This window comes from Pseudomonas sp. S3_C06 (assembly GCF_054667675.1).
Window position 1 is genome coordinate 294,261 of record NZ_CP162747.1, and the last position, 22,449, is coordinate 316,709.

At 60.1% G+C, this 22,449-nt stretch carries 14 protein-coding genes; 13 read left to right on the forward strand and 1 reads right to left on the reverse strand.

The features are described from left to right. Nucleotides 1-34: 34 nt before the first annotated feature. On the forward strand, nt 35-2,509 hold the full coding sequence (locus AB4N44_RS01200; protein ID WP_460110643.1) for a UvrD-helicase domain-containing protein: 2,475 nt from the start codon (nt 35-37) through the stop codon (nt 2,507-2,509). 50 nt (nt 2,510-2,559) lie between these two features. On the opposite strand, the gene AB4N44_RS01205 is transcribed toward AB4N44_RS01200, so the two are convergent. After that, entirely contained in the window at nt 2,560-2,832 is a 273-nt protein-coding gene (locus AB4N44_RS01205; RefSeq protein WP_038367758.1) for a DUF1652 domain-containing protein, read from the reverse strand. A 263-nt stretch (nt 2,833-3,095) separates the two neighbouring features. Between AB4N44_RS01205 and AB4N44_RS01210 the strand changes: the two genes are divergently transcribed. The 12 genes from AB4N44_RS01210 (at nt 3,096) to AB4N44_RS01265 (ending at nt 22,279) form a co-directional block, all read left to right on the forward strand. Further along, nucleotides 3,096-3,911 carry a helix-turn-helix domain-containing protein gene (locus tag AB4N44_RS01210; protein WP_460110641.1) on the forward strand — a complete coding sequence of 272 codons (816 nt, stop codon included), beginning with the start codon at nt 3,096-3,098 and terminating at the stop codon, nt 3,909-3,911. A 52-nt stretch (nt 3,912-3,963) separates the two neighbouring features. Continuing rightward, on the forward strand, nt 3,964-5,370 hold the full coding sequence (locus tag AB4N44_RS01215; RefSeq protein WP_150774335.1) for an NAD(P)/FAD-dependent oxidoreductase: 1,407 nt from the start codon (nt 3,964-3,966) through the stop codon (nt 5,368-5,370). Nucleotides 5,371-5,412: 42 nt separating this feature from the next. Continuing rightward, nucleotides 5,413-5,757, forward strand: a complete 345-nt coding sequence (locus AB4N44_RS01220; protein ID WP_093431317.1) for a cupin domain-containing protein — start codon at nt 5,413-5,415, stop codon at nt 5,755-5,757. A gap of 58 nt (nt 5,758-5,815) precedes the next feature. Then, nucleotides 5,816-6,901 carry a polyamine ABC transporter substrate-binding protein gene (locus tag AB4N44_RS01225; RefSeq protein WP_127927373.1) on the forward strand — a complete coding sequence of 362 codons (1,086 nt, stop codon included), beginning with the start codon at nt 5,816-5,818 and terminating at the stop codon, nt 6,899-6,901. A 467-nt stretch (nt 6,902-7,368) separates the two neighbouring features. Continuing rightward, on the forward strand, nt 7,369-8,814 hold the full coding sequence (locus AB4N44_RS01230) for a serralysin family metalloprotease (RefSeq protein ID WP_460110639.1): 1,446 nt from the start codon (nt 7,369-7,371) through the stop codon (nt 8,812-8,814). 93 nt (nt 8,815-8,907) lie between these two features. Then, the gene (locus tag AB4N44_RS01235; protein ID WP_460110637.1) at nt 8,908-9,330 is read left to right on the forward strand and encodes an AprI/Inh family metalloprotease inhibitor; all 423 of its coding nucleotides are present in this window, start codon (nt 8,908-8,910) and stop codon (nt 9,328-9,330) included. 208 nt (nt 9,331-9,538) lie between these two features. Then, nucleotides 9,539-11,314 carry a type I secretion system permease/ATPase gene (locus AB4N44_RS01240; RefSeq protein ID WP_160039861.1) on the forward strand — a complete coding sequence of 592 codons (1,776 nt, stop codon included), beginning with the start codon at nt 9,539-9,541 and terminating at the stop codon, nt 11,312-11,314. Next, nucleotides 11,311-12,660 (forward strand): HlyD family type I secretion periplasmic adaptor subunit, encoded by a 1,350-nt coding sequence (locus tag AB4N44_RS01245; protein ID WP_460110636.1) that lies wholly within the window; start codon nt 11,311-11,313, stop codon nt 12,658-12,660. The genes AB4N44_RS01240 and AB4N44_RS01245 overlap by 4 nt, the downstream gene beginning before the upstream one ends. Before the next feature lie 2 nt (nt 12,661-12,662). Next, a complete protein-coding gene (locus tag AB4N44_RS01250; RefSeq protein ID WP_150751492.1) occupies nt 12,663-14,033 on the forward strand; it encodes a TolC family outer membrane protein in 1,371 nt (456 codons plus the stop codon). A gap of 297 nt (nt 14,034-14,330) precedes the next feature. Beyond that, nucleotides 14,331-17,282 (forward strand): autotransporter serine peptidase EprS, encoded by a 2,952-nt coding sequence (eprS, locus tag AB4N44_RS01255; protein WP_460110634.1) that lies wholly within the window; start codon nt 14,331-14,333, stop codon nt 17,280-17,282. Between the two features lie 172 nt (nt 17,283-17,454). After that, nucleotides 17,455-20,532 carry an autotransporter domain-containing protein gene (locus tag AB4N44_RS01260; RefSeq protein WP_460158157.1) on the forward strand — a complete coding sequence of 1,026 codons (3,078 nt, stop codon included), beginning with the start codon at nt 17,455-17,457 and terminating at the stop codon, nt 20,530-20,532. Nucleotides 20,533-20,590: 58 nt separating this feature from the next. Continuing rightward, the gene (locus AB4N44_RS01265; protein ID WP_460110632.1) at nt 20,591-22,279 is read left to right on the forward strand and encodes a polyurethane esterase; all 1,689 of its coding nucleotides are present in this window, start codon (nt 20,591-20,593) and stop codon (nt 22,277-22,279) included. Nucleotides 22,280-22,449 lie beyond the last annotated feature (170 nt).

The following is a 22,449-nucleotide window of genomic DNA, read 5'->3' on the forward strand; positions in this document are numbered from 1 at the left end:
GCCGCAACAGCCTCACACACTGGAGCCCGTCAGCGTGGCGCAACACACCCCCGATCTTCCTCCCGAACTTCGCCCCTTGGCCGAGATGCCTTGGTTCAAACGCCTGGCTGCACGCTTCTTCGGTCATGGTTTGACCCGTTTGCGCGCGCAGCACCGTGCGTCTTGGTTGCACGGTCAGGCCGATGGTTTCCGCAGCGGCCACACCGCTGGCGTCGAATATGGCTTTAACGAGGGCAAACTTGAGGGGCTGGAAGAGGGCCGTCAGGTGCTGCTGATTCGTGACAGTCGTAACACTGAACATCGCCCGCCGAGCGTTGATAACCATCTATTCGACGATTGGCGTCTGCCGCTGACGGCCGAGCTGAAAAAGCGCATGAAGGCCGATGTCGCCCGTTTGTTGCCCGAGCACGCGCAGCCGAGTACCGCGCAATGGAAGATGATCTTCAGCGAAACACCGTCAACCTCAGTGGTCGCTGGTGCAGGCGCGGGCAAGTCCACCACGCTGGTGCTGCGCATCCTGTTGCTTAACCACTATCTGGGCTTTGAGCTGGATTCGATGACCGTGGTGACCTTCACCCGCGAGTCGCGCAAGGATTTCATCAATAAACTGATCGAACTGTTCGCGCTCTGGGGCCTGGCGCTGAATCTGCGCCAGGCGCGAGAACTGGTGCGCACCTTCCACTCGCGCATCCTGCCGATGGTGCGCAGCCTGCCGGGTTTTGAACGCTTGCAGGCGTTTGAGAACCTGAGCAATCGGCCACAAGGTGCTGACGAGGAGGTCGACAGCAATCCGTTCGACTTGCGTATCAACGATGTGCAACGCCAGCAACTCAACGCCTGTTATCACCGCCTGTTCAACGAAGACGAACGTTTCCGTCAGCTGATTCAGCCATTGTCCCGCGCCGGTCTACAGCTCAAGGAGCTGGAGCGCGATCACCCGGACGTGCAAAAACGCGTAGCGGTAACGCAGTTGGCCTCCCAGCGCGACGAAGAACTGTGCGATGCCATCGAAGACTTGTGGTTCCGTGCCGGCGCCTGGCCGATCAAGGGCATCGAGCCGAACCGGCAGAGTTTCGATATCAACGGCGCAAAATTCCATTGCCATGGCTACATTCCGAGTCTGGATGCCTGGGTGGTACTCGGTTTCGATCCACGGGAAAATCCGCAGGTCAGTCGGCCAAACGCCAAGCTCAGCGTGCGCGCAGAGTGGGCAGTGAAACGCACCTTGTTTCAAGCTTTCTGTCGTAAGCCTTTGATTTGGCTTGATAGTTATGATGCGTCAAAGCGTGTTCTTGCGACTTTGGCAGGCGATGCCAGTGCCGGGCCGGGCTTCGATTACAAGGTCAAAGGCGAGTTGGCGTCGGCGCCGTTGCTCGACTGTTTTGTCGCAGCAGCAGGTTTCATCGAGAACCTTGGCCTGGACGTGCCTGACGCGGTCGGTCGCATGAGCTTTGCCAAGGATGACCCGGACCGGTTTTTCTTTGAGGCGTTGAGCCTGTTCTGGCGCGCCTTTGAAGATCATCTGCTCGATCAGAAACCGCCGGTCATGACCTACAACCGAATGTTCGCGTTGTTCAGCGAGCACTCGCCGGAGAACCTCAAGCTGTTGAGCGATGAGCTGCTGAGGCCGTTGTCGCACCTGATGATCGATGAATTTCAGGACGTTTCCCCGCAGGTCGTCTCGTGGATCCGCGCCAGCCTCACGGAAATCCGCAGTCGAGGCCCGGCGATGCATGTCGGACGGGGGGCGCAACGCTCGTCGCTGTTGTGCGTCGGTGATGACTGGCAGTCGATTTACGGCTGGCGCGGCAGTTCGCCGAGCTACTTTATGGCGTTCGACAAAGAATTCCCGTCGCCCGCTACGACGCGGGTGATGCTCAGCGACAACTACCGCAGCCACCAGCACATTATCGATGCGGCCGAGCACATCGTTCGCGCCGCCCCGGCGATCCCCGGCAAGAAGGCCAAGGCCAGCGGCGCAGTCAAGCCACTGCAGCCGGTCAACGTGCTCGAGCGCGATGATCAGGCATTGGGGCAGCGCCTCGCCGAACATTATCGTCAGGGCCATTCAATCTTGATGCTTTATCGAAAAAGCAGCGATAAGTCATTGATTGAAGAGCATATTCAATCCGTAGTTAATGTGGATTCGAGCTTGCCGTACGAAGCGCGACGCCTGAAGCAACTGACCTACCACAGCGCCAAAGGCCTGCAGGCCGACGCGGTCTTTCTGCTCGGTGACTGCCAGCATTTGACCAGTTCGCCCTATAAGAATCAGATCTATCGCATGGCAGGACTGGGCAAGTCCGGCGACAGCGAGCCGTATGACACGGCGCAAAAAGACGAGATCCTGCGCCTGGCGTATGTCGGCATCACCCGCGCGGTCAGCCATTGCTACTGGTATGTCGAACCGCAGGAAGCGCAAGCGGTGAACATGCCCCGGGCGTCTGACCGGGTGGCCAAAGGCAAGCCGTTCTTCGTTGATCACCGCATCGCCAAACAAACCGCATAAGCACAAAAAAGCCCACATCGCTGTGGGCTTTTTCGTTTTAAATCAAATGGCTATGCGTAACTCCTGAGAGACTCCGGAGGTACGAAAGCTTCCAGCTCGTCCTCCACAGCCTCGATAATTCGTTCGACATCCGCTGCATTCATCACCGTCGCACACGGGATACCCGCGATGGCGATCATGGTTTCGCCACTGGCGCGATCAAACAGTCGGGCGATCATACTGCCCGGCGCGTCCATCGTTGCCTCGAAACCCATGGGATGAAAATGCCAGCGCATCAGTTGGCATGCATTGGGGAACGTGACTTTGCTTGACCCTTTATTCATGTGTTGCCCGCCTTCTTCATCGAGCGCTTCCGTTTGCTCATGTTAGGAGGGAAGAGCCTTCATTGGCTCAACCGGTGACTGACATTAAAAGTAGCATCCCGATGTGAAATTCCTGTGAGATTTTTCAGTTCTTTTTGCGATTGCTTCGCATTTTTTGATGTAAGTCACGGCCTACGCAGTCATCGCCAAAAGGCCACTACGGATTAACCATTGAAGCGCGTGCCGAACTTGGGCAAGCTCGATTCTTTTTCGCCGAGCCCTTTATGCACGCCGACGACGACGGCCCAGAACAGACCAAAGCTACGGCGGCCACGGTCATGCGCTATCACCTGAGCTGGAAGCACCGCGACCTCGACAGCGTCATGGCGCTGTATCACCCGGACATCCAGTACAACGATTTCTTTCAGAACCGCGTGCTCGGTCTCGCCGAGTTGCGCGAATACGTGCGCGTCAGCATGCCGCGTGAATCCGACGAACTGCTCGAGCATTGCGACCGTATTCGCGTCGACGGCAATACCGCGTTCATTCAATACGAAGTGACCTTGCGCGGCGGCGACGGGCTGGTGTCGTTTCGCTCAAGCGAAGCGATCACGGTGAAGGACGGGCTGATCTGGCGCGTCAACGAATACGCATCACTGGTGCGTACACAAACCGACGGCAAGAGTCCGCCAAGTCAGCGCCCGGCGGTCAGTCGCCTGGGCTTGTCGCCGCGTCAATTGAGTTTCATGGCTGAAGACCTGCAACAGTACTTTGAAAAGCAGCAGCCGTATCTCGATCCTGAACTCGACTTGCAACGGGTGGCGAAGGAGTGTGGTTACAGCCGCAATCAGATTTCCTATCTGCTCAACCAGGTGCTCGGGCAAAGTTTCTATCGCTACGTCAATCAGGCGCGCCTGCAGCATCTGCTGCGCTCGCTCGATAGCGCCACGCCGCCGGTGCGCATCGATGAATTGGCGTTCGCTGCCGGTTTCAATTCGTTGTCGGCGTTTTACAGCTGTTTCCGCCAGCACACTGGCCAGTCTCCGAAGGCTTACGTTAAACAAATTTCTTTGCGGACACGCGCGCAAGACTTCTCCTGAGCCCGCGCACTAGGATCGACGCCATCGAAGAATTTCAGTGGCGGAGTCTTGCATGCCGGCGTGGCGCACTATCAGTTTGTGGATGGATCAACTCGACGAGCCGCTGACCGCGCGGCCAGAGCTTGAGCGAGATCTGGACGTCGATGTGGCGATCATCGGCGCCGGCTACACCGGGCTGTGGACCGCGTACTACCTGAAGAAACTCGCGCCGGGGCTCGACATTGCGATTGTCGAGGCGCAGACCGCCGGTTTTGGCGCGTCCGGTCGTAACGGCGGCTGGCTGATGGGCAATCTGCTTGGCGAAGATCGCTTGCTGGCTGGACTGTCGCCGGAACAGCGTCGCGCGTCATTCGACCTGCTGCACAGCATTCCCGATGAAGTGGAAGTCGTCCTCGAACGCGAAGGTATCAACTGCGATTACCGCAAGGGCGGCGTGCTGTATTGCGCGGCGCGCTATCCGGAGCAGGAAGCCAGCCTGCGTGAATATCTGGCCAAACTGCACGCCCAGGGCCTCACCGACGACGACTACCGCTGGCTCAGCCCCGAGCAGCTCGCGCAGCAGATCCGCGTAGCCAAGCCCTATGGCGGGATTTACGCGCCGCATGTGGCGACCATCCACCCGGCGAAACTGGTGCGCGGTCTGGCGCGCACCGTGCAGAACATGGGCGTGAAGATCTACGAAAACAGCCCGGTCACCCACTGGCAGTCTGGCAGCTTGCGCACCGCCAAGGCCAGCGTGCGCAGTCGCTGGATCGTGCCGGCCGTCGAAGGTTATTCGGTGACCTTGCCGCCGCTGGGCCGTTATCAATTACCGGTGCAAAGCTTGATTGTCGCTACCGAACCGTTGTCTGCCGCGACTTGGGATGAAATCGGCCTCAATCGCGGCCAAGCCTTCAGCGAATTCAGCCGCCAGGTCACCTACGGCCAGCGCAGCGCCGACAATCGCCTGATCTTCGGCGCCCGTGGCGGTTACCAGTTCGCCGGCAAGTTGCGCCATAACTTCGACCTGACCCGCGATGAAGTCGAGCTGCGCCGCTATCTGTTCGGCGAACTGTTCCCGCAACTGAAAAACGTGCAGATCACCCACGCCTGGGGCGGCAACCTTGGCATGTCGCGGCACTTCAGACCGCACATGCTTTGCGATCGCGCCAACGGCATCGCGCTATCCGGCGGTTACGGCGGGGAGGGCGTCGGCGCCAGCAATCTCGGCGGGCGCACGCTGGCTGATCTGATTCTCGAGCGTGACACCGAGCTGGTTCATCAGCCCTGGGTGCTGCCGGACGGCGGCATTCATGCACTGCGCGCGTGGGAGCCGGAGCCGTGTCGCTGGCTCGGCTATAACGCGATCATCAAAAGCTTCGTCCACGAAGACCAGACCCTGGCCAACCCGGCGACCGCGCCATGGCGGCGCAAGCTCGCCAGTCAGGTGGCGGGTTTCATGGAAGGTTTCATGCACTAAACGTCGATTTACTTCAAGAAAGCCCAAAAAACAGGTCAGACCATGAGCATTACCCAGTTCAAAAACACCGCGACATTGCAACTCGACGAGTCCAATCCGGTGGCCGTGCCGCTCGGCGAACCGGTCGCCATTGCTTCGACCACCAGCGTCGAGCGCGATGACGGCGTTGAAACCGGCGTCTGGGAATGCACCCCGGGCCGCTGGCGTCGGCAGATTACCGCGCAAGAGTTCTGCCATTTCATTTCCGGGCGCTGCACGTTCACCCCTGACGGTGGCGGCGAGACCCTGCACATACAAGGTGGCGACGCACTGATGTTGCCGGCCAATACGCTCGGTATCTGGGATATCCAGGAAACCGTGCGCAAGAGCTACGTGCTGATTTTCTGATTGTTTGATCCTTTGATTGCCTGCCAACAAAAAAGAAAACCCACACAGGAATCGATCCATGATCCGCAAGACCCTCGCTCTGGCACCGCTGATGCTCGCCGTTTCCCTTGCTCAGGCAGCGGAAACGGTCAAGGTTTACAACTGGTCCGACTACATCGCGCCGGACACCACCAAGAACTTCGAAAAAGAGACGGGCGTGGGTGTCACCTATGACGTCTACGACAGCAACGAAACCCTCGACGGCAAGTTGATGACCGGCAAATCCGGTTACGACGTGGTGTTTCCGTCCAACCACTTCATGGCCCGGCAGATTCAGGGCGGGGCGCTGAAGAAACTCGACAAGAGCCAGTTGCCCAACTGGAAGAATCTCAATCCGGTGCTGCTCAAAGCGTTGCAGACCAATGACCCGAACAATGAACACGGCTTCCCCTATCTGTGGGGCAGCACCGGCATCGGCTACAACATCGCCAAGGTCAAAGCCGTGCTGGGTGACGATGCGCCCGTGGATTCCTGGGACCTGATCTTCAAGCCTGAATACATGGAAAAGCTGCAGAAGTGCGGCGTAGCCATCCTCGACAACGGCCCGGAATTGCTCCCGGCGGCGCTCAACTACCTGGGCCTGCCGCACCACAGCAAAAATCCCGAGGACTACAAAAAGGCTGAAGCGCTGCTGATGAAAGTGCGGCCGTACGTCAGCTACTTCCACTCCTCGAAATACACCAGCGACCTGGCCAATGGCGACATTTGTGTAGCGGTCGGTTTTTCCGGTGACATCCTGCAAGCCGAAAACCGCGCCAAGGAAGCGAAAAACGGCGTCGACATCGGCTACGCGATTCCCAAGGAAGGCGCGGCGATCTGGTTCGACATGGTTGCCATGCCGGCCGATGCGCCGGACGAGAAGGCGGGTTACGCGTTCATGAACTACCTGCTGCGCCCGGACGTGATGGCTGGCATCAGCAACTACGTGCACTACGCCAATGGCAATGAGCAGGCCGACAGCCTGATCGACCCGGCGATCAAGAACGACACCAAGGTGTATCCGAGCCCGGAGATGATGGGCAAGCTGTTTGCGCTGGAAGCGATGCCGTTGAACATTGACCGGATCCGCACGCGGGTGTGGAACAAGATTCGTACCGGTAGCTAATCACTCAGGCATACACAAATCCCTGTGGGAGCGAGCCTGCTCGCGAAGGCGTCGGGTCAGACAACATTGCTGTTGAATGACCGACCGCTTTCGCGAGCAGGCTCGCTCCCACAATGTCTTTTCGGCGTTTAAATGGTTGATATCAATACACTGGCATCGCACTAATAAAGTGCAGCAAAGTGAGACGCGCCTAACAAAAAACAACTTACCCATATTTAATATTTAAATAGAAAATCGTCAGACAATTAGGCAAAAGCCGCGCAACTAAAACATTCTTTCATCCCCGCACGCTTTGTTTACGGCAGTTTCCCGAAACAGCCCGATTTGATCTCAAAAAAATCCTTTACGGCAGATTTCAAATTGTGTCAGGTTTCTTACGCCTTCATTGGGCGAGTGATAGGACGACCTCGCCAGAGATCGTCCTGTCGGACAAAAACTGTTCCATTGCTAAACAAGGAAGTGTGTTTATGTCGAAAGTTAAAGCGAATGCTATTGATGCCGCCGAACAGGCTTTTCAGCTGTCTGCCTTCAGCTCGGCGTACAACCAGATCAATAGCTTCAGCCATCAATACGATCGTGGCGGCAACCTCACGGTCAATGGCAAACCCTCCTTCTCCGTCGACCAGGCCGCAACCCAGTTGCTGCGCGACGGCGCTGCCTACCAGGACAAGGACGGCAGCGGCAAGATCGAACTCACCTATACGTTCCTGACTTCGGCATCGTCCAGCACGATGAACAAGCACGGGATCAGCGGGTTCAGTCAGTTCAGTGCACAACAACAAGCCCAGGCCAAGCTCGCCATGCAATCCTGGGCTGACGTGGCCAATGTGACCTTCACCGAGAAAACCTCGGGCGGTGACGGCCACATGACCTTCGGTAACTACAGCGGTGGCCAGGATGGCGCTGCAGCGTTCGCTTATCTGCCAGGCACCGGCGCCGGTTATGACGGCACCTCGTGGTACCTGATCAACAGTGGCTACACGCAGAACAAGAATCCGGATCTGAACAACTACGGTCGTCAGACCCTGACGCACGAAATCGGCCACAGCCTGGGCCTGGCTCACCCTGGCGACTACAACGCCGGTAATGGCAACCCGACCTACAACGACGCTTCCTACGGGCAAGACACCCGCGGCTACAGCGTCATGAGCTACTGGAGCGAAAGCAACACCAATCAGAACTTCAGCAAGGGCGGTGTCGAAGCGTATTCGTCCGGCCCGCTGATGGACGATATCGCTGCTATCCAAAAGCTCTACGGTGCCAACACCACCACCCGTACCGGTGACACCACCTACGGCTTCAACTCCAACACCGGTCGCGATTTCCTCAGCGCTTCGTCGTCGAGTGACAAAGTGGTGTTCTCGGTGTGGGACGCGGGCGGCAAGGACACCCTGGACTTCTCGGGCTTCACTCAGAACCAGAAGATCAACCTCAATGACGCCTCGTTCTCCGACGTTGGCGGCCTGGTGGGCAACGTGTCCATCGCCAAGGGCGCGATCATCGAGAACGCCATTGGCGGTTCCGGCAGCGATCTGCTGATCGGCAACAGCGTGGCCAACGAACTCAAGGGCGGTGCCGGCAACGACATCCTCTGGGGTGGCGGTGGTGCTGACAAGCTGTGGGGCGGTGCCGGTTCGGACACGTTCGTGTTCGCTGCCAGCTCCGATTCCAAGCCAGGTGCCATCGATCAGATTCTCGATTTCGTCAGCGGTCTGGACAAAATCGATCTGACCGGCATCACCAACGGCGCCGGCCTGCACTTCGTCAGCAGCTTCACCGGTTCCGCCGGTGACGCGATTCTGACGTCGTCGGGCGGCAACAGCCTGCTGTCGGTGGACTTCTCCGGGCACGGCGTGGCTGATTTCCAGGTCAGCACCGTTGGCCAGGCAGCCACCAGCGACATCGTGGCGTGATGTAGCAGTGGAAAGCGGCGTGTGATGCGCCGCTTTCTTTGCTTGCATCGGGCTGGATGGTAAGCAACGCTACACGCCGGAGCGAATATTCCCATGATCAGTAAAGCTTTTACCTACAAGGTGGCGGCGTGGTTTTCGGCGGCGCTCATGATGATTTCAGGAGAAACCAGTATGGCAAGCAGCCTCAGACTCGAAGAGCCCTCGGTATTTGCGGGGCAATGGCAAGCGACATTATCTACCCGGGATGATGATCGAGAAGCACAAAAGCAGCAGGACAAGCCTTCGAATACTTGCCTGATCGACCTTGAATCCAATCAGACCTTGGGCAAAGGGGCCGACTGTCTCGGTGCCTGGCTTGAGCAAGCCCCGATCGGTTGGTTTCCCGATCCGGACGGCCTGTCGATTACCGGCAAGGAAGGCTCAAGAATCCAGTTCTTCAGCCGACAACGTAATGGGCTTTATCTGACCACTTTGAAGTCAGGTCTGGTGATTACGCTTGAGCGCGCAGCGCAATAGCCTTGACTATCCAGACGGCGACAAAGTTTTAATATAAAGCGCCACGCTATGGTTATAAGTAACGCTGAGTAGCAACTGCGCCGCATTTAATTGCTTGAGTTGTTATGAAAGTGTAAGCGGTAGACAAAAAATCAAGTTCCGACGTTGTGCGGTTAATTAATTCGAGTCTCGCCAACGAGTGGCGGGAGATATTTTCCAGGAATAATCAATGAAGATGGCGAAGGCCCCAGCCACCGCGCCCTTATTCAAGGCATTGGGTGACTATAAAAGTATCCTGATCAGCGTCGGTTGCTTTACTGCGCTGATTAACGTGCTGATGCTGGTGCCCTCCATCTATATGCTTCAGGTCTATGACCGGGTGCTGTCCTCGCAGAACGAGACCACCCTGGCAATGCTGTCGCTGATGGTCGTCGGTTTCTTCGCCTTTATCGGCCTGCTGGAAGTGGTGCGCAGCTTTATCGTGATCCGCATCGGCAGCCAGTTGGAGCGCCGCTTCAACCTGCGTGTTTACCAGGCGGCGTTCGAGCGCAACCTGTTCAAAGGCGAGGGCAACGCCGGGCAGTCGCTGGGTGATTTGACGCACATTCGCCAATTTGTCACCGGGCCAGCGCTGTTCGCGTTTTTCGATGCGCCGTGGTTCCCGGTCTATCTGTTTGTGATCTACCTGTTCAACGTCTGGCTCGGCGTGCTCGCTACTGCGGGCGCACTGTTGCTGATAGGGCTGGCGTGCCTGAACGAATACATGACCAAAAAGCCGCTGGGCGAAGCCGCCGGTTATTCGCAGAAGTCCAGCCAGTTGGCCACCAGCCATTTGCACAACGCCGAAACCATTCAGGCGATGGGCATGCTCGGTTCCCTGCGTAAACGCTGGTTTCAGGTGCACTCGCGTTTCCTCGGCCTGCAGAATCAGGCCAGTGACACCGGTGCAGTGATCAGCTCACTGAGCAAAACCCTGCGCCTATGCCTGCAATCGTTGGTGCTGGGCCTGGGCGCATTGCTGGTAATCAAGGGAGACATGACCGCCGGGATGATGATCGCCGGTTCGATCCTTATGGGCCGTGTGCTCAGCCCGATCGACCAGTTGATTGCCGTATGGAAGCAGTGGAGCGGGGCGAAGCTGGCTTACCGCCGTCTCGATGCGCTGCTGCAAGCCTTCCCGCCGAGTGACGACGCCATGGCGCTGCCGGCGCCGAAAGGCCAGATCACCTTCGAACAGGTCAGCGCCGGCCCGCCAGGGCAACGCGCGGCGACCCTGCAGATGGTCAATTTCAATCTGAATGCCGGCGAAGTGCTCGGCGTACTCGGGGCTTCCGGCTCCGGCAAATCGACCCTGGCCCGCGTGCTGGTGGGTGTCTGGCCAACCCTCGGCGGCACTGTGCGCCTTGATGGCGCGGACATTCATCGCTGGAACCGCGATGACCTTGGCCCGTACATCGGCTACCTGCCGCAAGACATCGAGTTGTTCAGTGGCAGCATCGCCGAGAACATCGCGCGTTTCAGCGAGGCCGATCCGCAGAAGGTCGTTGCCGCTGCGCAACAGGCCGGCGTGCACGAAATGATCCTGCGTTTGCCGCAAGGTTACGACACGCAACTGGGCGAGGACGGCAGTGGCTTGTCCGGCGGCCAGAAGCAGCGCGTGGCCCTGGCGCGCTCCATGTATGGCACGCCGAGCCTGGTGGTGCTGGATGAGCCCAATTCCAACCTCGACACCGTCGGTGAAGCGGCATTGGCCAGCGCCATCGCTGCGCTTAAAGCCCAGGGCACCACGGTGGTATTGGTGACGCACCGTTCTTCGGTGTTGGCCCAAGCCGATAAATTGCTGGTCCTGAATGACGGGCGTCTGCAAGCCTTCGGTCCGAGTCAGGACGTGCTCAAGGCACTCTCCGGCCAGCAAGAACAGCAACGGGAAAAAGCTGCACAGGCACCGGGCGGGCTCAGCATGAGCCGACAGTATCAGCCCTCGACAAGGAACTCGGGTGTATGAGCAGCGCAAGCATGAACATTGAAAACGAAGCGAGCATGGAACACGCCTACATCACCGAACGCCCGGAGCGCGATGCGAAGTTTTTCGCGCGCATGGGCTGGATTCTGGCGATCGTCGGCGCCGGCAGTTTCTTCACTTGGGCCGCTCTGGCGCCGCTGGATCAGGGCATCCCGGTGCAAGGCACGGTCGTGGTGTCGGGCAAACGCAAAGCCGTGCAGTCGATGAGCAGCGGCGTGGTCAGCCGGATCCTGGTGCGCGAAGGCGAAATCGTGAAGCAGGGCCAACCGCTGTTCCGTCTCGATCAGACGCAAGTTGCCGCTGATGTGCAGTCGCTGCAAGCGCAATACCGTATGGCCTGGGCCAGCCTCGCGCGCTGGCAGGCCGAACGTGACAACCTCAAGCAAGTGATCTTTCCGGCCGAGCTGAGCAATGATCCGGATCCGCGTCTGGCACTGGTGCTGGAAGGCCAGCGCCAACTGTTCAGCAGCCGCCGCGAGGCGTACTACCGCGAGCAGGCCGGGCTGCGCGCGAGCATCGAAGGCGCCACCGCGCAACTGGCCGGCATGCGCCGCGCCCGAACCGATCTCAATGCTCAGGCCGACTCGCTGCAGCAACAATTGAGCAATCTGCAACCGCTGGCGGACAACGGCTACATCCCGCGCAACCGCTTGATGGAATACCAGCGGCAACTGTCGCAAGTGCAGCAGCAACTGGCAGAAAACACCGGCGAAAGCGGCCGCGTGGAGCAGGGCATTCTTGAATCGCGCCTGAAACTGCAACAGCACGCCGAGGAGTATCAGAAGGAAGTCCGCACGCAACTGGCCGACGCGCAACTGAAAAGCGTGACCCTGTCGGAGCAACTGACTTCCGCCGGTTTTGATTTGCAACACAGCGAAATCATCGCCACCGCTGACGGTGTGGCAGTCAACCTCGGCGTGCACACTGAAGGCGCTGTGGTGCGTCAGGGTGAAACCCTGCTGGAAATCGTCCCGCAAGGCACCCGGCTGGAAGTGGAAGGGCACTTGCCGATCAACCTGATCGACAAGGTCGGCGCGCATCTGCCCGTGGACATCCTGTTTACCGCCTTCAACCAGAGCAAAACCCCGCGCGTTCCGGGTGAAGTCAGTCTGATTTCCGCCGACCAGATGGTCGATGAGAAAACCGGCGTGCCGTACTACGTGTTGCGCAGCAGCGTCAGCGATCAGGCCATGGAAAAACTCAACGGTCTGGTGATCAAGCCCGGCATGCCGGCAGAAATGTTCGTGCGCACCGGCGAACGTTCACTCCTCAACTATCTGTTCAAACCGCTGCTCGACCGGGCCGGCTCCGCGTTGACCGAGGAATAAGGATGTTCGGCTGTATGAATAAGCGTTCCCTGCTCGGCGCGGCAATGATGCTGCTCGCGAGTCACTCAGCAGTAGCGGCCATGGGGCCGTTCGAGATCTACGAACAGGCGTTGCGCAATGACCCGGTATTCCTCGGGGCGATCAAGGAGCGTGACGCCGGCCTGGAAAACCGTGCGATTGGCCGCGCCGGATTGCTGCCGCGCATCGGCTACACCTACAACAAGGGCCGCAACTCATCGAAAGCCACGTCCCTCGATGAGCGTGCGCGTAATCGTACTGATGACCGCAACTACAGCAGTTATGGCTCGGCCTTGACCTTGCAACAACCACTGCTCGACTACGAGGCTTATGCCGCGTATCGCAAAGGCGTCGCGCAGTCGTTGTTTGCCGACGAGAACTTTCGCGGCAAGAGCCAGGAATTGCTGGTTCGGGTGCTGGATAACTACACCAAGGCGTTGTTTGCGCAGGACCAGATCGACATCGCTCAGGCGAAGAAGAAGGCTTACGAGCAGCAGTTCCAGCAGAACGAGCACATGTTCAAGCAAGGCGAGGGCACCCGCACCGATATTCTTGAGGCTGAGTCGCGCTATGAACTGGCGACCGCCGAGGAGATCGAGGCGCGCAACGAACAGGATGCCGCGCTGCGGGAACTGGGTGCGCTGGTGGGCACGCCCGCGGTGGATATCGGCGATCTGGCGCCGCTGGGCCCAAACTTCCAGACCTTCGCGCTGATGCCGGCCAATTACGACACCTGGCACGAGATGGCGGTAAGCAATAACCCGAATCTGGCCTCGCAGCGTCAGGCCGTGGAAGTCGCGCGTTATGAGGTGGAGCGCAATCGCGCCGGGCATCTGCCGAAAGTCAGTGCTTACGCGTCGATGCGCCAGAACGAATCGGAAAGCGGCAACACCTACAACCAGCGCTATGAGACCAACACCATCGGTTTTGAGGTCAGCGTGCCGTTGTATGCCGGTGGTGGGGTTTCGGCGTCGACGCGTCAGGCCAGTCGCACCATGGAACAGGCCGAGTACGAGCTTGATGGCAAGACGCGTGAGACGCTGATCGAACTGCGACGTCAGTTCAGTGCCTGTTTGTCCGGAGTGAGCAAGTTGCGCGCTTATCAGAAGGCATTGAGCTCGGCGGAAGCGCTGGTGGTGTCGACCAAGCAGAGCATTCTCGGTGGCGAACGGACCAACCTCGACGCCTTGAACGCCGAGCAGCAGCTGTTTACCACTCGCCGCGATCTGGCGCAGGCGCGGTACGACTATTTGATGGCCTGGACCAAGTTGCATTACTACGCCGGGACCTTGAACGAACAGGATCTGGCGCGGGTGGATGAGGCTTTTGTGGTCGCTCAACAGCCCTCACCCTAACCCTCTCCCAGGGGGAGAGGGGACCGATTGGGGGATATTGCAGAAGTACACCGACTTGAACGAACGCTAGCGAATCCAACATTTCAGGTCGATGAATAACGCAAGACACCTCGGTCAGCTCCCTCTCACTTGGCGAGGATGTGCTTCACCGAATCCATAATCGACCCGATTCTTCAGGTCGATGTAAGACGCAAGACATCGCGGTCAGCTCCCTCTCCTCGGGGAGAGGGCTGGGGTGAGGGGAACAGGCAACACCGCAAAACAACCTGCATAAAACAATAAAAGTGAGTGGTGAACATGGACGTACGCATCAAGCCGATTTCGGTCGGCACCCTGCTGCTTGTGATTTCTGCAACCCAGGCTCAGGCGCAATACCTCGAAGCCGGCAAACCCGGCGATCCCACCAGTTGGCGCAGCGCTGAATTCCTCCGCGACTGGGGCTTGAGCCGCATGCAGGCCGAGCAAGCGTACGCCGCCGGCATCACCGGCCAAGGCGTGAAAATCGGCGCCCTCGACTCCGGTTTCGATGCCGCCCACCCGGAATTCGCCAGCGATCGTTATCACCCGGTGCAGGCCAGCGGCAGCTACATCGACGGCTCGCTGTTCAGCGTCGATGGCACCCTCAATCCCAACAACGACTCCCACGGCACCCATGTGGTCGGCACCATGGGCGCCTCGCGCGATGGCAGCGGCATGCACGGCGTGGCGTACAACGCGCAAATCTACGTCGGCAACACCAACAAGAACGACAGTTTCCTGTTCGGCCCCAACCCCGATCCGCGCTATTTCAAAGCGGTGTATGACGCCCTGGCCGATGCCGGCGTGCGCGCGATCAACAACAGTTGGGGCAGCCAGCCGCCGGATGTCAGCTACCGCACACTGGCTGATCTGCACGCCGCTTATGCACAGCACTGGAACAAAGGCACTTGGCTCGATGCCGCCGCCGATGTGTCCCGACGCGGTGTGATCAACGTGTTCAGCGCCGGCAACAGCGGCTACCCGAATGCCAGCGTGCGTTCGGCGTTGCCGTATTTTCAGCCGGATCTGGAAGGTCACTGGCTGGCCGTGTCGGGCCTCGATCAGAGCAATCAGCAGAAGTACAACCAGTGCGGCCTCGCCAAATACTGGTGCATCACCACGCCGGGGGCGAAGATCGACAGCACCATTCCCGGTGGCGGTTACGCGATCAAATCCGGCACCTCGATGTCGGCGCCGCATGCGACCGGTGCGCTGGCGTTGGTGATGGAACGCTATCCGTACATGAATAATCAGCAGGCCCTCGAAGTGCTGCTGACCACCGCCACGCAACTGGATGGCTCGGTCACCGATGCGCCGACTGACCGAGTCGGCTGGGGCGTGGCCAATCTGAATCGGGCGATGCGCGGGCCGGGGCAATTGCTCGGTGCGTTTGATGCCAGCCTGGGGGCAGGGCAGCGCGATGTCTGGAGCAATGACATCTCCGACAAGGCGCTGATTCAGCGTCAGGCCGAAGACCTCGCCGAGCACAATGCCTGGCAGCAAACCCTGCAAGACAAGGGCTGGCAGAATGGCGTTCCCGCAGGCGCCAGCCAACAGGATCAGACCGACTACGCGGTCGGCACTGCCCGTGATGCAGCGGCGGCGAGCCGGGTGTATCAGGGCAGCCTGATCAAATCCGGCGGCGGGCAGTTGATCCTCTCCGGTGACAACACCTATCGCGGTGCAACTACGGTCAATGGCGGTTTGCTGACGGTCAACGGTTCGCTGACTTCCGCTGTCACGGTGAACGACAGCGGCACCCTCGGCGGTTCCGGGCGGATCGGCGCGCTGACCGCCAACAGCGGCGCTCGCGTGGCGCCGGGCAACTCCATCGGTACGCTGAATGTGGCCGGTGACGTGACCTTCGCGCCCGGTTCGACTTACGCCGTTGAACTGTCGCCGACCAGCAGCGACCGCATCGTTGCCAGCGGTACCGCCAACATCAGCGGCGCGACCGTCAGCCTGTCGCTGGAAAACAGCCCGACGCTGCTCAGCACCACCGAGGCGCAAAGCCTGCTCGGGCGCCAGTACGACATCCTGCAAGCGGCCGGCGGCATTCAGGGCCAGTTCGGTGCGGTGCTGCCGAATTATGTGTTTATCGGCGGCAGCCTCGACTACGCCGCCACCGGTATTCAGCTCGATATCGAACGTAACTCGACAACCTTCGCCAGCGTCGGGCAAACGCCGAATCAACGCTCGGTGGCCGTTGCCGTCGAAGGCCTGGGCGCGGGTAACTCGGTGTTCGAAAGCCTGTTGCGTTCACCCGACGCGGCTTCGGCGCGACAAGCGTTCCAGCAGTTGAGCGGCGAGATCTACCCGGCGTTGAGTTCGATGCTGATCAATGACAGCCGCCAGTTGCGCGATGCGGTGGGCGAGCGTCTGCACGACACAACGGCTGCGCAAAGCAACGGCTGGATCAAGGCTCTCGGGGCATGGGGCACGACCGATTCGAGTCACGACACGGCGGGCTACAACACTTCGATTGGCGGATTGCTGGCCGGTGTCGATGGCGCGCTGGACGAGCAGACCCGCATCGGTCTGGTCACCGGTTACAGCGACAGTTCGCTGAGCATGGGTTCGGGCACGCATTCCTCGGCCAAGGTCGACAGCTATCACCTCGGCGCGTACGCCGGCCGTGAAATCGGCGCCTGGCGCTTGAGCACCGGCGCGGCGTACAGCTGGCATCGCGCCGATGTGAAACGCGATCTGCAATACGGCGACATCAGCGGCAAACAGAAAGCCAAGGTGGATGCAGCGACCACGCAAGTGTTCGGCGAAGCGGCTTATCGCTTGCACCTGCAACCACTGGCGCTGGAACCGTTCGCCAACCTGGCCTACGTGCATCTGGACACTGAAGGCTTGACCGAGAAGGGCGACGCCGCCGCGCTGAAAAGTTCGGGCGATCAACGTGACGCCGTGCTGAGCACCCTCGGCGTGCGGGCGATCAAGACCTTCAATCTTTCGCCTGCGCAATCACTCGACGTCAGCGGCCACCTCGGCTGGCAGCACAGCCTGAGCGACATCGACTCCGAACAGCATCTGCGCTTTGCCAGCGGCGGTACGCCGTACGCGGTGGAGAGTTCGGCGCTGGTACGCGATGCCGCGCTGGTCGGCGTGCAGGCCAGCCTCGCGCTGAGCAAAGACGTGCGCGTCAACCTTGATTACAACGGACAACTGGCCAATCGCGAAAAGCTTCATGGCGTTGGCTTGAGCCTGAACTGGCAGTTCTAACCGCCGCGCTCCGATCGTTCCCACGCTCTGCGTGGGAATGCCTCTAGGGACGCTCTGCGTCCAGTGACGCGGAGCGTCACGGGCTGCATTCCCACGCGGAGCGTGGGAACGATCATCGCCCTCAGTGGCAACGATCAGGATTTTTCGCAACATCACTAAGGAAGGTCGCTGGATGAATAACAACAATACCCCCGCGCAAACGGGAGGCCGCTTTGCCCTGAAAACCCTCACGCTCGCCGTGCTCTGTGCCATCGGTACAGCCCACGCCGTGCCCTACGTGGAGAGCGGACGCACGGGCGATCCGTCGAGTTGGCGCAGTGCCGAGTTTCAGGCCGATTGGGGCCTGGGCGCGATCGGTGCCGATCACGCTTACGCCGCCGGTTATACCGGCAAAGGCGTGAAACTGGGGATCTTTGACCAGCCAGTGTATGCCGCGCACCCGGAGTTTTCCGGCAGCAATAAAGTCGTCACTCTGGTCACCAGCGGGATTCGCGAATACACCGACCCGTACATCCCGGTCAAAGCCGGCGATGCGTTCCGCTATGACGGTTCGCCCTCGGTCGGCTCCGACGGCAAACTCGGCGCCCACGGCACCCACGTCGGCGGTATCGCCGCCGGCAGTCGCGACGGCGGGCCGATGCACGGCGTGGCGTTCGGTGCGCAGATCATCAGCGCCGACAACGGCGACCCGGGCCCGGAGGACGGCATTGTTCGCGGCAACGACGGCGCGGTGTACAAGGCCGGTTGGGATGCACTGATCGCCAGCGGCGCGCGCATCATCAACAACAGTTGGGGCATCGGCATCACTGATCGTTTCGATCTCGGTGGCCGCGATCCGGCCTATCCGCATTTCACCGTCAATGACGCGCAATTGCAGTTCAACGAGATCCGCACACTGCTCGGCACCAAACCCGGTGGCGCCTACGACGGCGCTATTGCCGCCGCGCGCAGCGGCATCGTCACGATCTTCGCCGCGGGTAACGACTACAACCTCAACAACCCGGACGCCATCGCCGGCCTCGGCTATTTCGTTCCGGACATCGCGCCGAACTGGATCACCGTCGCCGCGTTGCAGCAGAACCCGGACCTGGCCAGCGCCAACCCGTACATCATGAGTACGTTCTCTTCGCGCTGCGGCTACACCGCGAGTTTCTGCGTCTCGGCACCGGGCACGAAGATCTTCAGCGCGATCATTGAAGGCACCAACGCCGACAACCTGACCACCGGCTACAAAAACTACAACGGCACTTCGATGGCCGCGCCGCACGTGGCCGGCTCCATGGCGGTGCTGATGGAGCGCTTCCCGTACATGACCGGTGATCAGGTCGCCACTGTCTTGCGCACCACCGCCACCGACCTCGGCGCACCGGGCATCGACGCCTTGTACGGCTGGGGCATGATCAACCTGCGCAAAGGCATCGATGGCCCGTCGATGTTCGTTACCGAGCAGGACATTCCGGCGGAATTCCGCATCGACGGTGCTTACGGTTCCGGCCAGTTTGTCGCGGATCTGCCGGGCATCGGCGCGATCATCGATCAGGGCAAACCGACCGAGCGCGTGTGCACCGACATCACTTGCGGCCTCGATACCTGGCGCAACGACATTTCCGGTCACGGCGGGTTGACCAAGCAAGGTATCGGCACGCTGGTGCTGACCGGCAACAACACTTACAGCGGCCCGACCCTGGTCAATCAGGGCCGCCTGGCCATCAACGGTTCGCTGCAGTCGGCGGTGACAGTGAATGACGGCGGTATCCTCGGCGGCAATGGCCACATCGGCGCGCTGTCGGTGAACAGCGGCGGTACGGTCGCACCGGGTAACTCCATCGGCACCCTGAACGTGGCCGGTGACGTGACCTTTGCACCGGGTTCGACCTACGCCGTAGAGCTGTCGCCGACCAGCAGCGATCAGATCATCGCTACCGGCAAAGCCGTGATTGAAGGCGCCACGGTGAGCATGTCGCTGGAAAACAGTCCGACCCTGTTGACCACCAACGAAGTGCAAAGCCTGCTCGGCACGCGCTACAACATCCTGCAAGCGGCCGGCGGCATTGAAGGACGCTTCGGTCAGGTGTTGCCGGATTACGCCTTCCTTGGCGGCACGCTGGCGTACTCGGCCACTGGCATTCAGTTGGCAGTCGGGCGTAACGATGCCTCGTTCGCCAGCGTCGGTTTGACGCCGAACCAACGCGCCGTGGGTGCTGCGGCTGAGCGTCTGGGCGCTGGCAATGCGCTGTTCGAAACCCTGTTGCTGTCGCCGAATGCGGCGTCGGCGCAGCAAGCCTTCCAACAGTTGTCCGGCGAGATCCATCCGGCCATTGGCACGATGCTGATCAACGACAGCCGTTACCTGCGTGAAGCGGTGGGCGAGCGTCTGCGTGAGCGTGACCTGTTCAATGCCGGCGCACCGACTGATGAGCGCAGCAACGCTTGGGTCAAGGTCTTGGGTTCGTGGGGCAAGAGCGATGGCGGGCATGACAATGCCGATTCCAACAGCTCCATCGGTGGCTTGCTGGCCGGTGTCGATGGCTTGATCGCTGAAGATACCCGTCTGGGTTTCGTTACCGGTTATAGCGACAGCTCGTTGAGCATGGGCAGCGGCACGCATTCGTCGGCGTCGGTCGACAGCTACCACTTGGGTGCGTACCTGGGGCATCAGATCGATGCGCTGCGTCTGACCGTCGGTGGCGCTTACAGCTGGCACCGTGTCGACGTCAAACGTGACCTGCAGTTCGGGGACGTGAGCGGTAAACAAAAGACCAAGCACGATGCCGCAACCACGCAAGTGTTCACCGAGGCCGCTTATGATCTGGGCCTGCAACCGATGAACCTGGAGCCGTTCGCCAATCTGTCTTACGTGCACCTCAATACCGAAAGCTTCACCGAGAAGGGTGATGCTGCAGCGTTGAAGGGGGGTGAGGACAACCGCGATGTGGTGCTGTCGACCCTCGGCGTGCGCGCCAAGCGTTCGTTCGCCTTGTCGGATCAGCAGCAGCTGGAGCTGGGTGCGAGCCTCGGTTGGCAGCACAACCTGAACAACGTCGATGCCGACAGCCATCTGGCCTTCGCCAATGGCAACAGCGCGTTCACTGTGCAGGGCGTGTCGATGGATCGCGATGCCGCGGTGGTCGGCGTACGCGCGGGTCTGGCGCTCAACCGCGATGTGCGAGTGAACCTGGATTACAACGGACTGATCGGTAGCAACGAGAAAGACCACGGTGTGGGTCTGACCCTCGACTGGCAGTTCTAAGGCGTGCTGGCAGCTCTGCAAAGAGCTGCCAGTCATTTGAAGGAAGAGAGAGCACAACATGGGACTGTTCGATTATAAAAATGCCGATGGCAAAGCCTTGTACAGCGACGCCATCGCACTGACGCTGTATGCCTACACGCCGACCGGCAAACCGTTGCCGGCCACCGCTTGGGCGCCGGTCACGGCGACGGCGCTGGGCTATCAGGGCAAGGTCGGGCCACAAGGCACGTTCTTTGGCGAGAAGGACGGCTTCACCAGCGCCGAAGCCGAAGTGCTCGGCAAATATGACGCTGCCGGCAAGTTGATTGGCATCGGCGTGGCCTTTCGCGGCACCGGCGGGCTGGGTTACAGCGATACTTTCGGCGACCTGAAAAACAACCTGCTGGCCGCCATCGGGCCTTCGGATTACGCGAGCAACTACGCGAAAAACGCCTTCGACAATCTGCTCAAGGCTGTCGCCGCGTTCGCCATTGCCAACGGCATCGGTGCCAAGGACGTGCTGCTCAGCGGCCACAGCCTCGGCGGGCTCGGGGTCAACAGCGTGGCCGAGCTGAGCGCGAGCAACTGGGGCGGTTTCTTCAAGGACGCCAACTACATCACCTTCGCCTCGCCAACCCAGAGCAGCACCGGCAACAATGTGCTGAACATCGGTTTCGAGAACGACCCGGTGTTCCGCGTGCTCGACGGCACCACGTTCAGCAGCGCGTCGATGGGCAAGCACGACAAGCCCCACGATTCGACCACCGACAACATCGTCAACTTCAACGACAACTACGCTTCCACCGCGCAGAACCTGGTGCCGTTCAGCATCGTCAATCCGCTGAACTGGTCGGCCCACAGCTCGCTGGGCTATGCCGATGGCTTGAATCGGGTGATCGATTCCAGGTTCTACAACCTGACGCATAAAGACTCGACGATCATCGTCTCCAATCTGGAAGAAGCGTCTCGCGGCAAGACCTGGGTTGAGGATCTCGGCCGTAGCGGCGAGCCGCACACCGGCAGCACCTTCATCATCGGCACGCAAAGCAACGACTGGCTCAAGGGCGGCGCGGGTAACGACTTCCTCGAAGGCCTGGGCGGCGATGACCGTTTCCGTGATGACGGCGGCTACAACATTCTGCTCGGCGGCCAAGGGCATAACACCTTCGAACTGCAGAAACCGCTGCAGAACTTCAGCTTCGCCAACGACGGTGACGGCACGCTGTACGTGCGCGACGCTTACGGCGGCATCAGCATGACCCGTGACATCGGCGCGTTGGTGAGCAAGGAATCGGGTTCGTGGTGGGGCAGCAAGGAAATCACCTGGGGCGTTACGGCCAAGGGTTTGACCAACGGCAGCGAGCTGACCCAGTACAACCACTCGCTCAGCGGCGATGGCTACGGCAATGCGCTGCACGCCACGGCCGACGGCGACTGGCTATTCGGCCTCGGTGGCGATGACAAGCTGATCAGCGACAAGGGCCATGTGACCTTCGTCGGCGGCGCCGGTAACGACGTGATGACGGCAGTGGGTGGCAACAACACCTTCCTGTTCAGCGGCGCGTTCGGTTTCGATGCCATCAACGGTTATCAGGGCAGCGACAAACTGGTGTTCATGGGCGTCGAAGGCGCGGGGCAGGGCTACGACTACAAGCAACACGCGTCGCAGACCGGCAGCGATACCGTGCTGAAGATTGGCGACTATGCCGTGACCCTGATCGGGGTGGGAGTGGCTAACCTGTCGGACTCCAGTTTCATGTTCGCGTAGATCCAATGTGGGAGCGAGCCTGCTCGCGAATACGTAGTGTCAGTTGAAGTCTTCGTACCTGACACCCCGCCTTCGCGAGCAGGCTCGCTCCCACAGTAAAAACAGCAGTAAGTAGTACTGAAATGCTCCGGGGCGTCCCCGTGGGGCGCCCTGGCTGTGAGCTATCTCTA

Bases quoted from the DNA above. Each gene is read 5' to 3' on its own strand.
- AB4N44_RS01240 (WP_160039861.1), top strand. From the start codon at position 9,539: ATGAAGATGGCGAAGGCCCCAGCCACCGCGCCCTTATTCAAGGCATTG.
- AB4N44_RS01245 (WP_460110636.1), top strand. From the start codon at position 11,311: ATGAGCAGCGCAAGCATGAACATTGAAAACGAAGCGAGCATGGAACAC.
- AB4N44_RS01205 (WP_038367758.1), bottom strand. From the start codon at position 2,832: ATGAATAAAGGGTCAAGCAAAGTCACGTTCCCCAATGCATGCCAACTG.
- AB4N44_RS01235 (WP_460110637.1), top strand. From the start codon at position 8,908: ATGATCAGTAAAGCTTTTACCTACAAGGTGGCGGCGTGGTTTTCGGCG.
- AB4N44_RS01225 (WP_127927373.1), top strand. From the start codon at position 5,816: ATGATCCGCAAGACCCTCGCTCTGGCACCGCTGATGCTCGCCGTTTCC.
- AB4N44_RS01220 (WP_093431317.1), top strand. From the start codon at position 5,413: ATGAGCATTACCCAGTTCAAAAACACCGCGACATTGCAACTCGACGAG.
- AB4N44_RS01260 (WP_460158157.1), top strand. From the start codon at position 17,455: ATGAATAACAACAATACCCCCGCGCAAACGGGAGGCCGCTTTGCCCTG.
- AB4N44_RS01215 (WP_150774335.1), top strand. From the start codon at position 3,964: ATGCCGGCGTGGCGCACTATCAGTTTGTGGATGGATCAACTCGACGAG.
- eprS (WP_460110634.1), top strand. From the start codon at position 14,331: ATGGACGTACGCATCAAGCCGATTTCGGTCGGCACCCTGCTGCTTGTG.
- AB4N44_RS01210 (WP_460110641.1), top strand. From the start codon at position 3,096: ATGCACGCCGACGACGACGGCCCAGAACAGACCAAAGCTACGGCGGCC.
- AB4N44_RS01265 (WP_460110632.1), top strand. From the start codon at position 20,591: ATGGGACTGTTCGATTATAAAAATGCCGATGGCAAAGCCTTGTACAGC.
- AB4N44_RS01250 (WP_150751492.1), top strand. From the start codon at position 12,663: ATGTTCGGCTGTATGAATAAGCGTTCCCTGCTCGGCGCGGCAATGATG.
- AB4N44_RS01230 (WP_460110639.1), top strand. From the start codon at position 7,369: ATGTCGAAAGTTAAAGCGAATGCTATTGATGCCGCCGAACAGGCTTTT.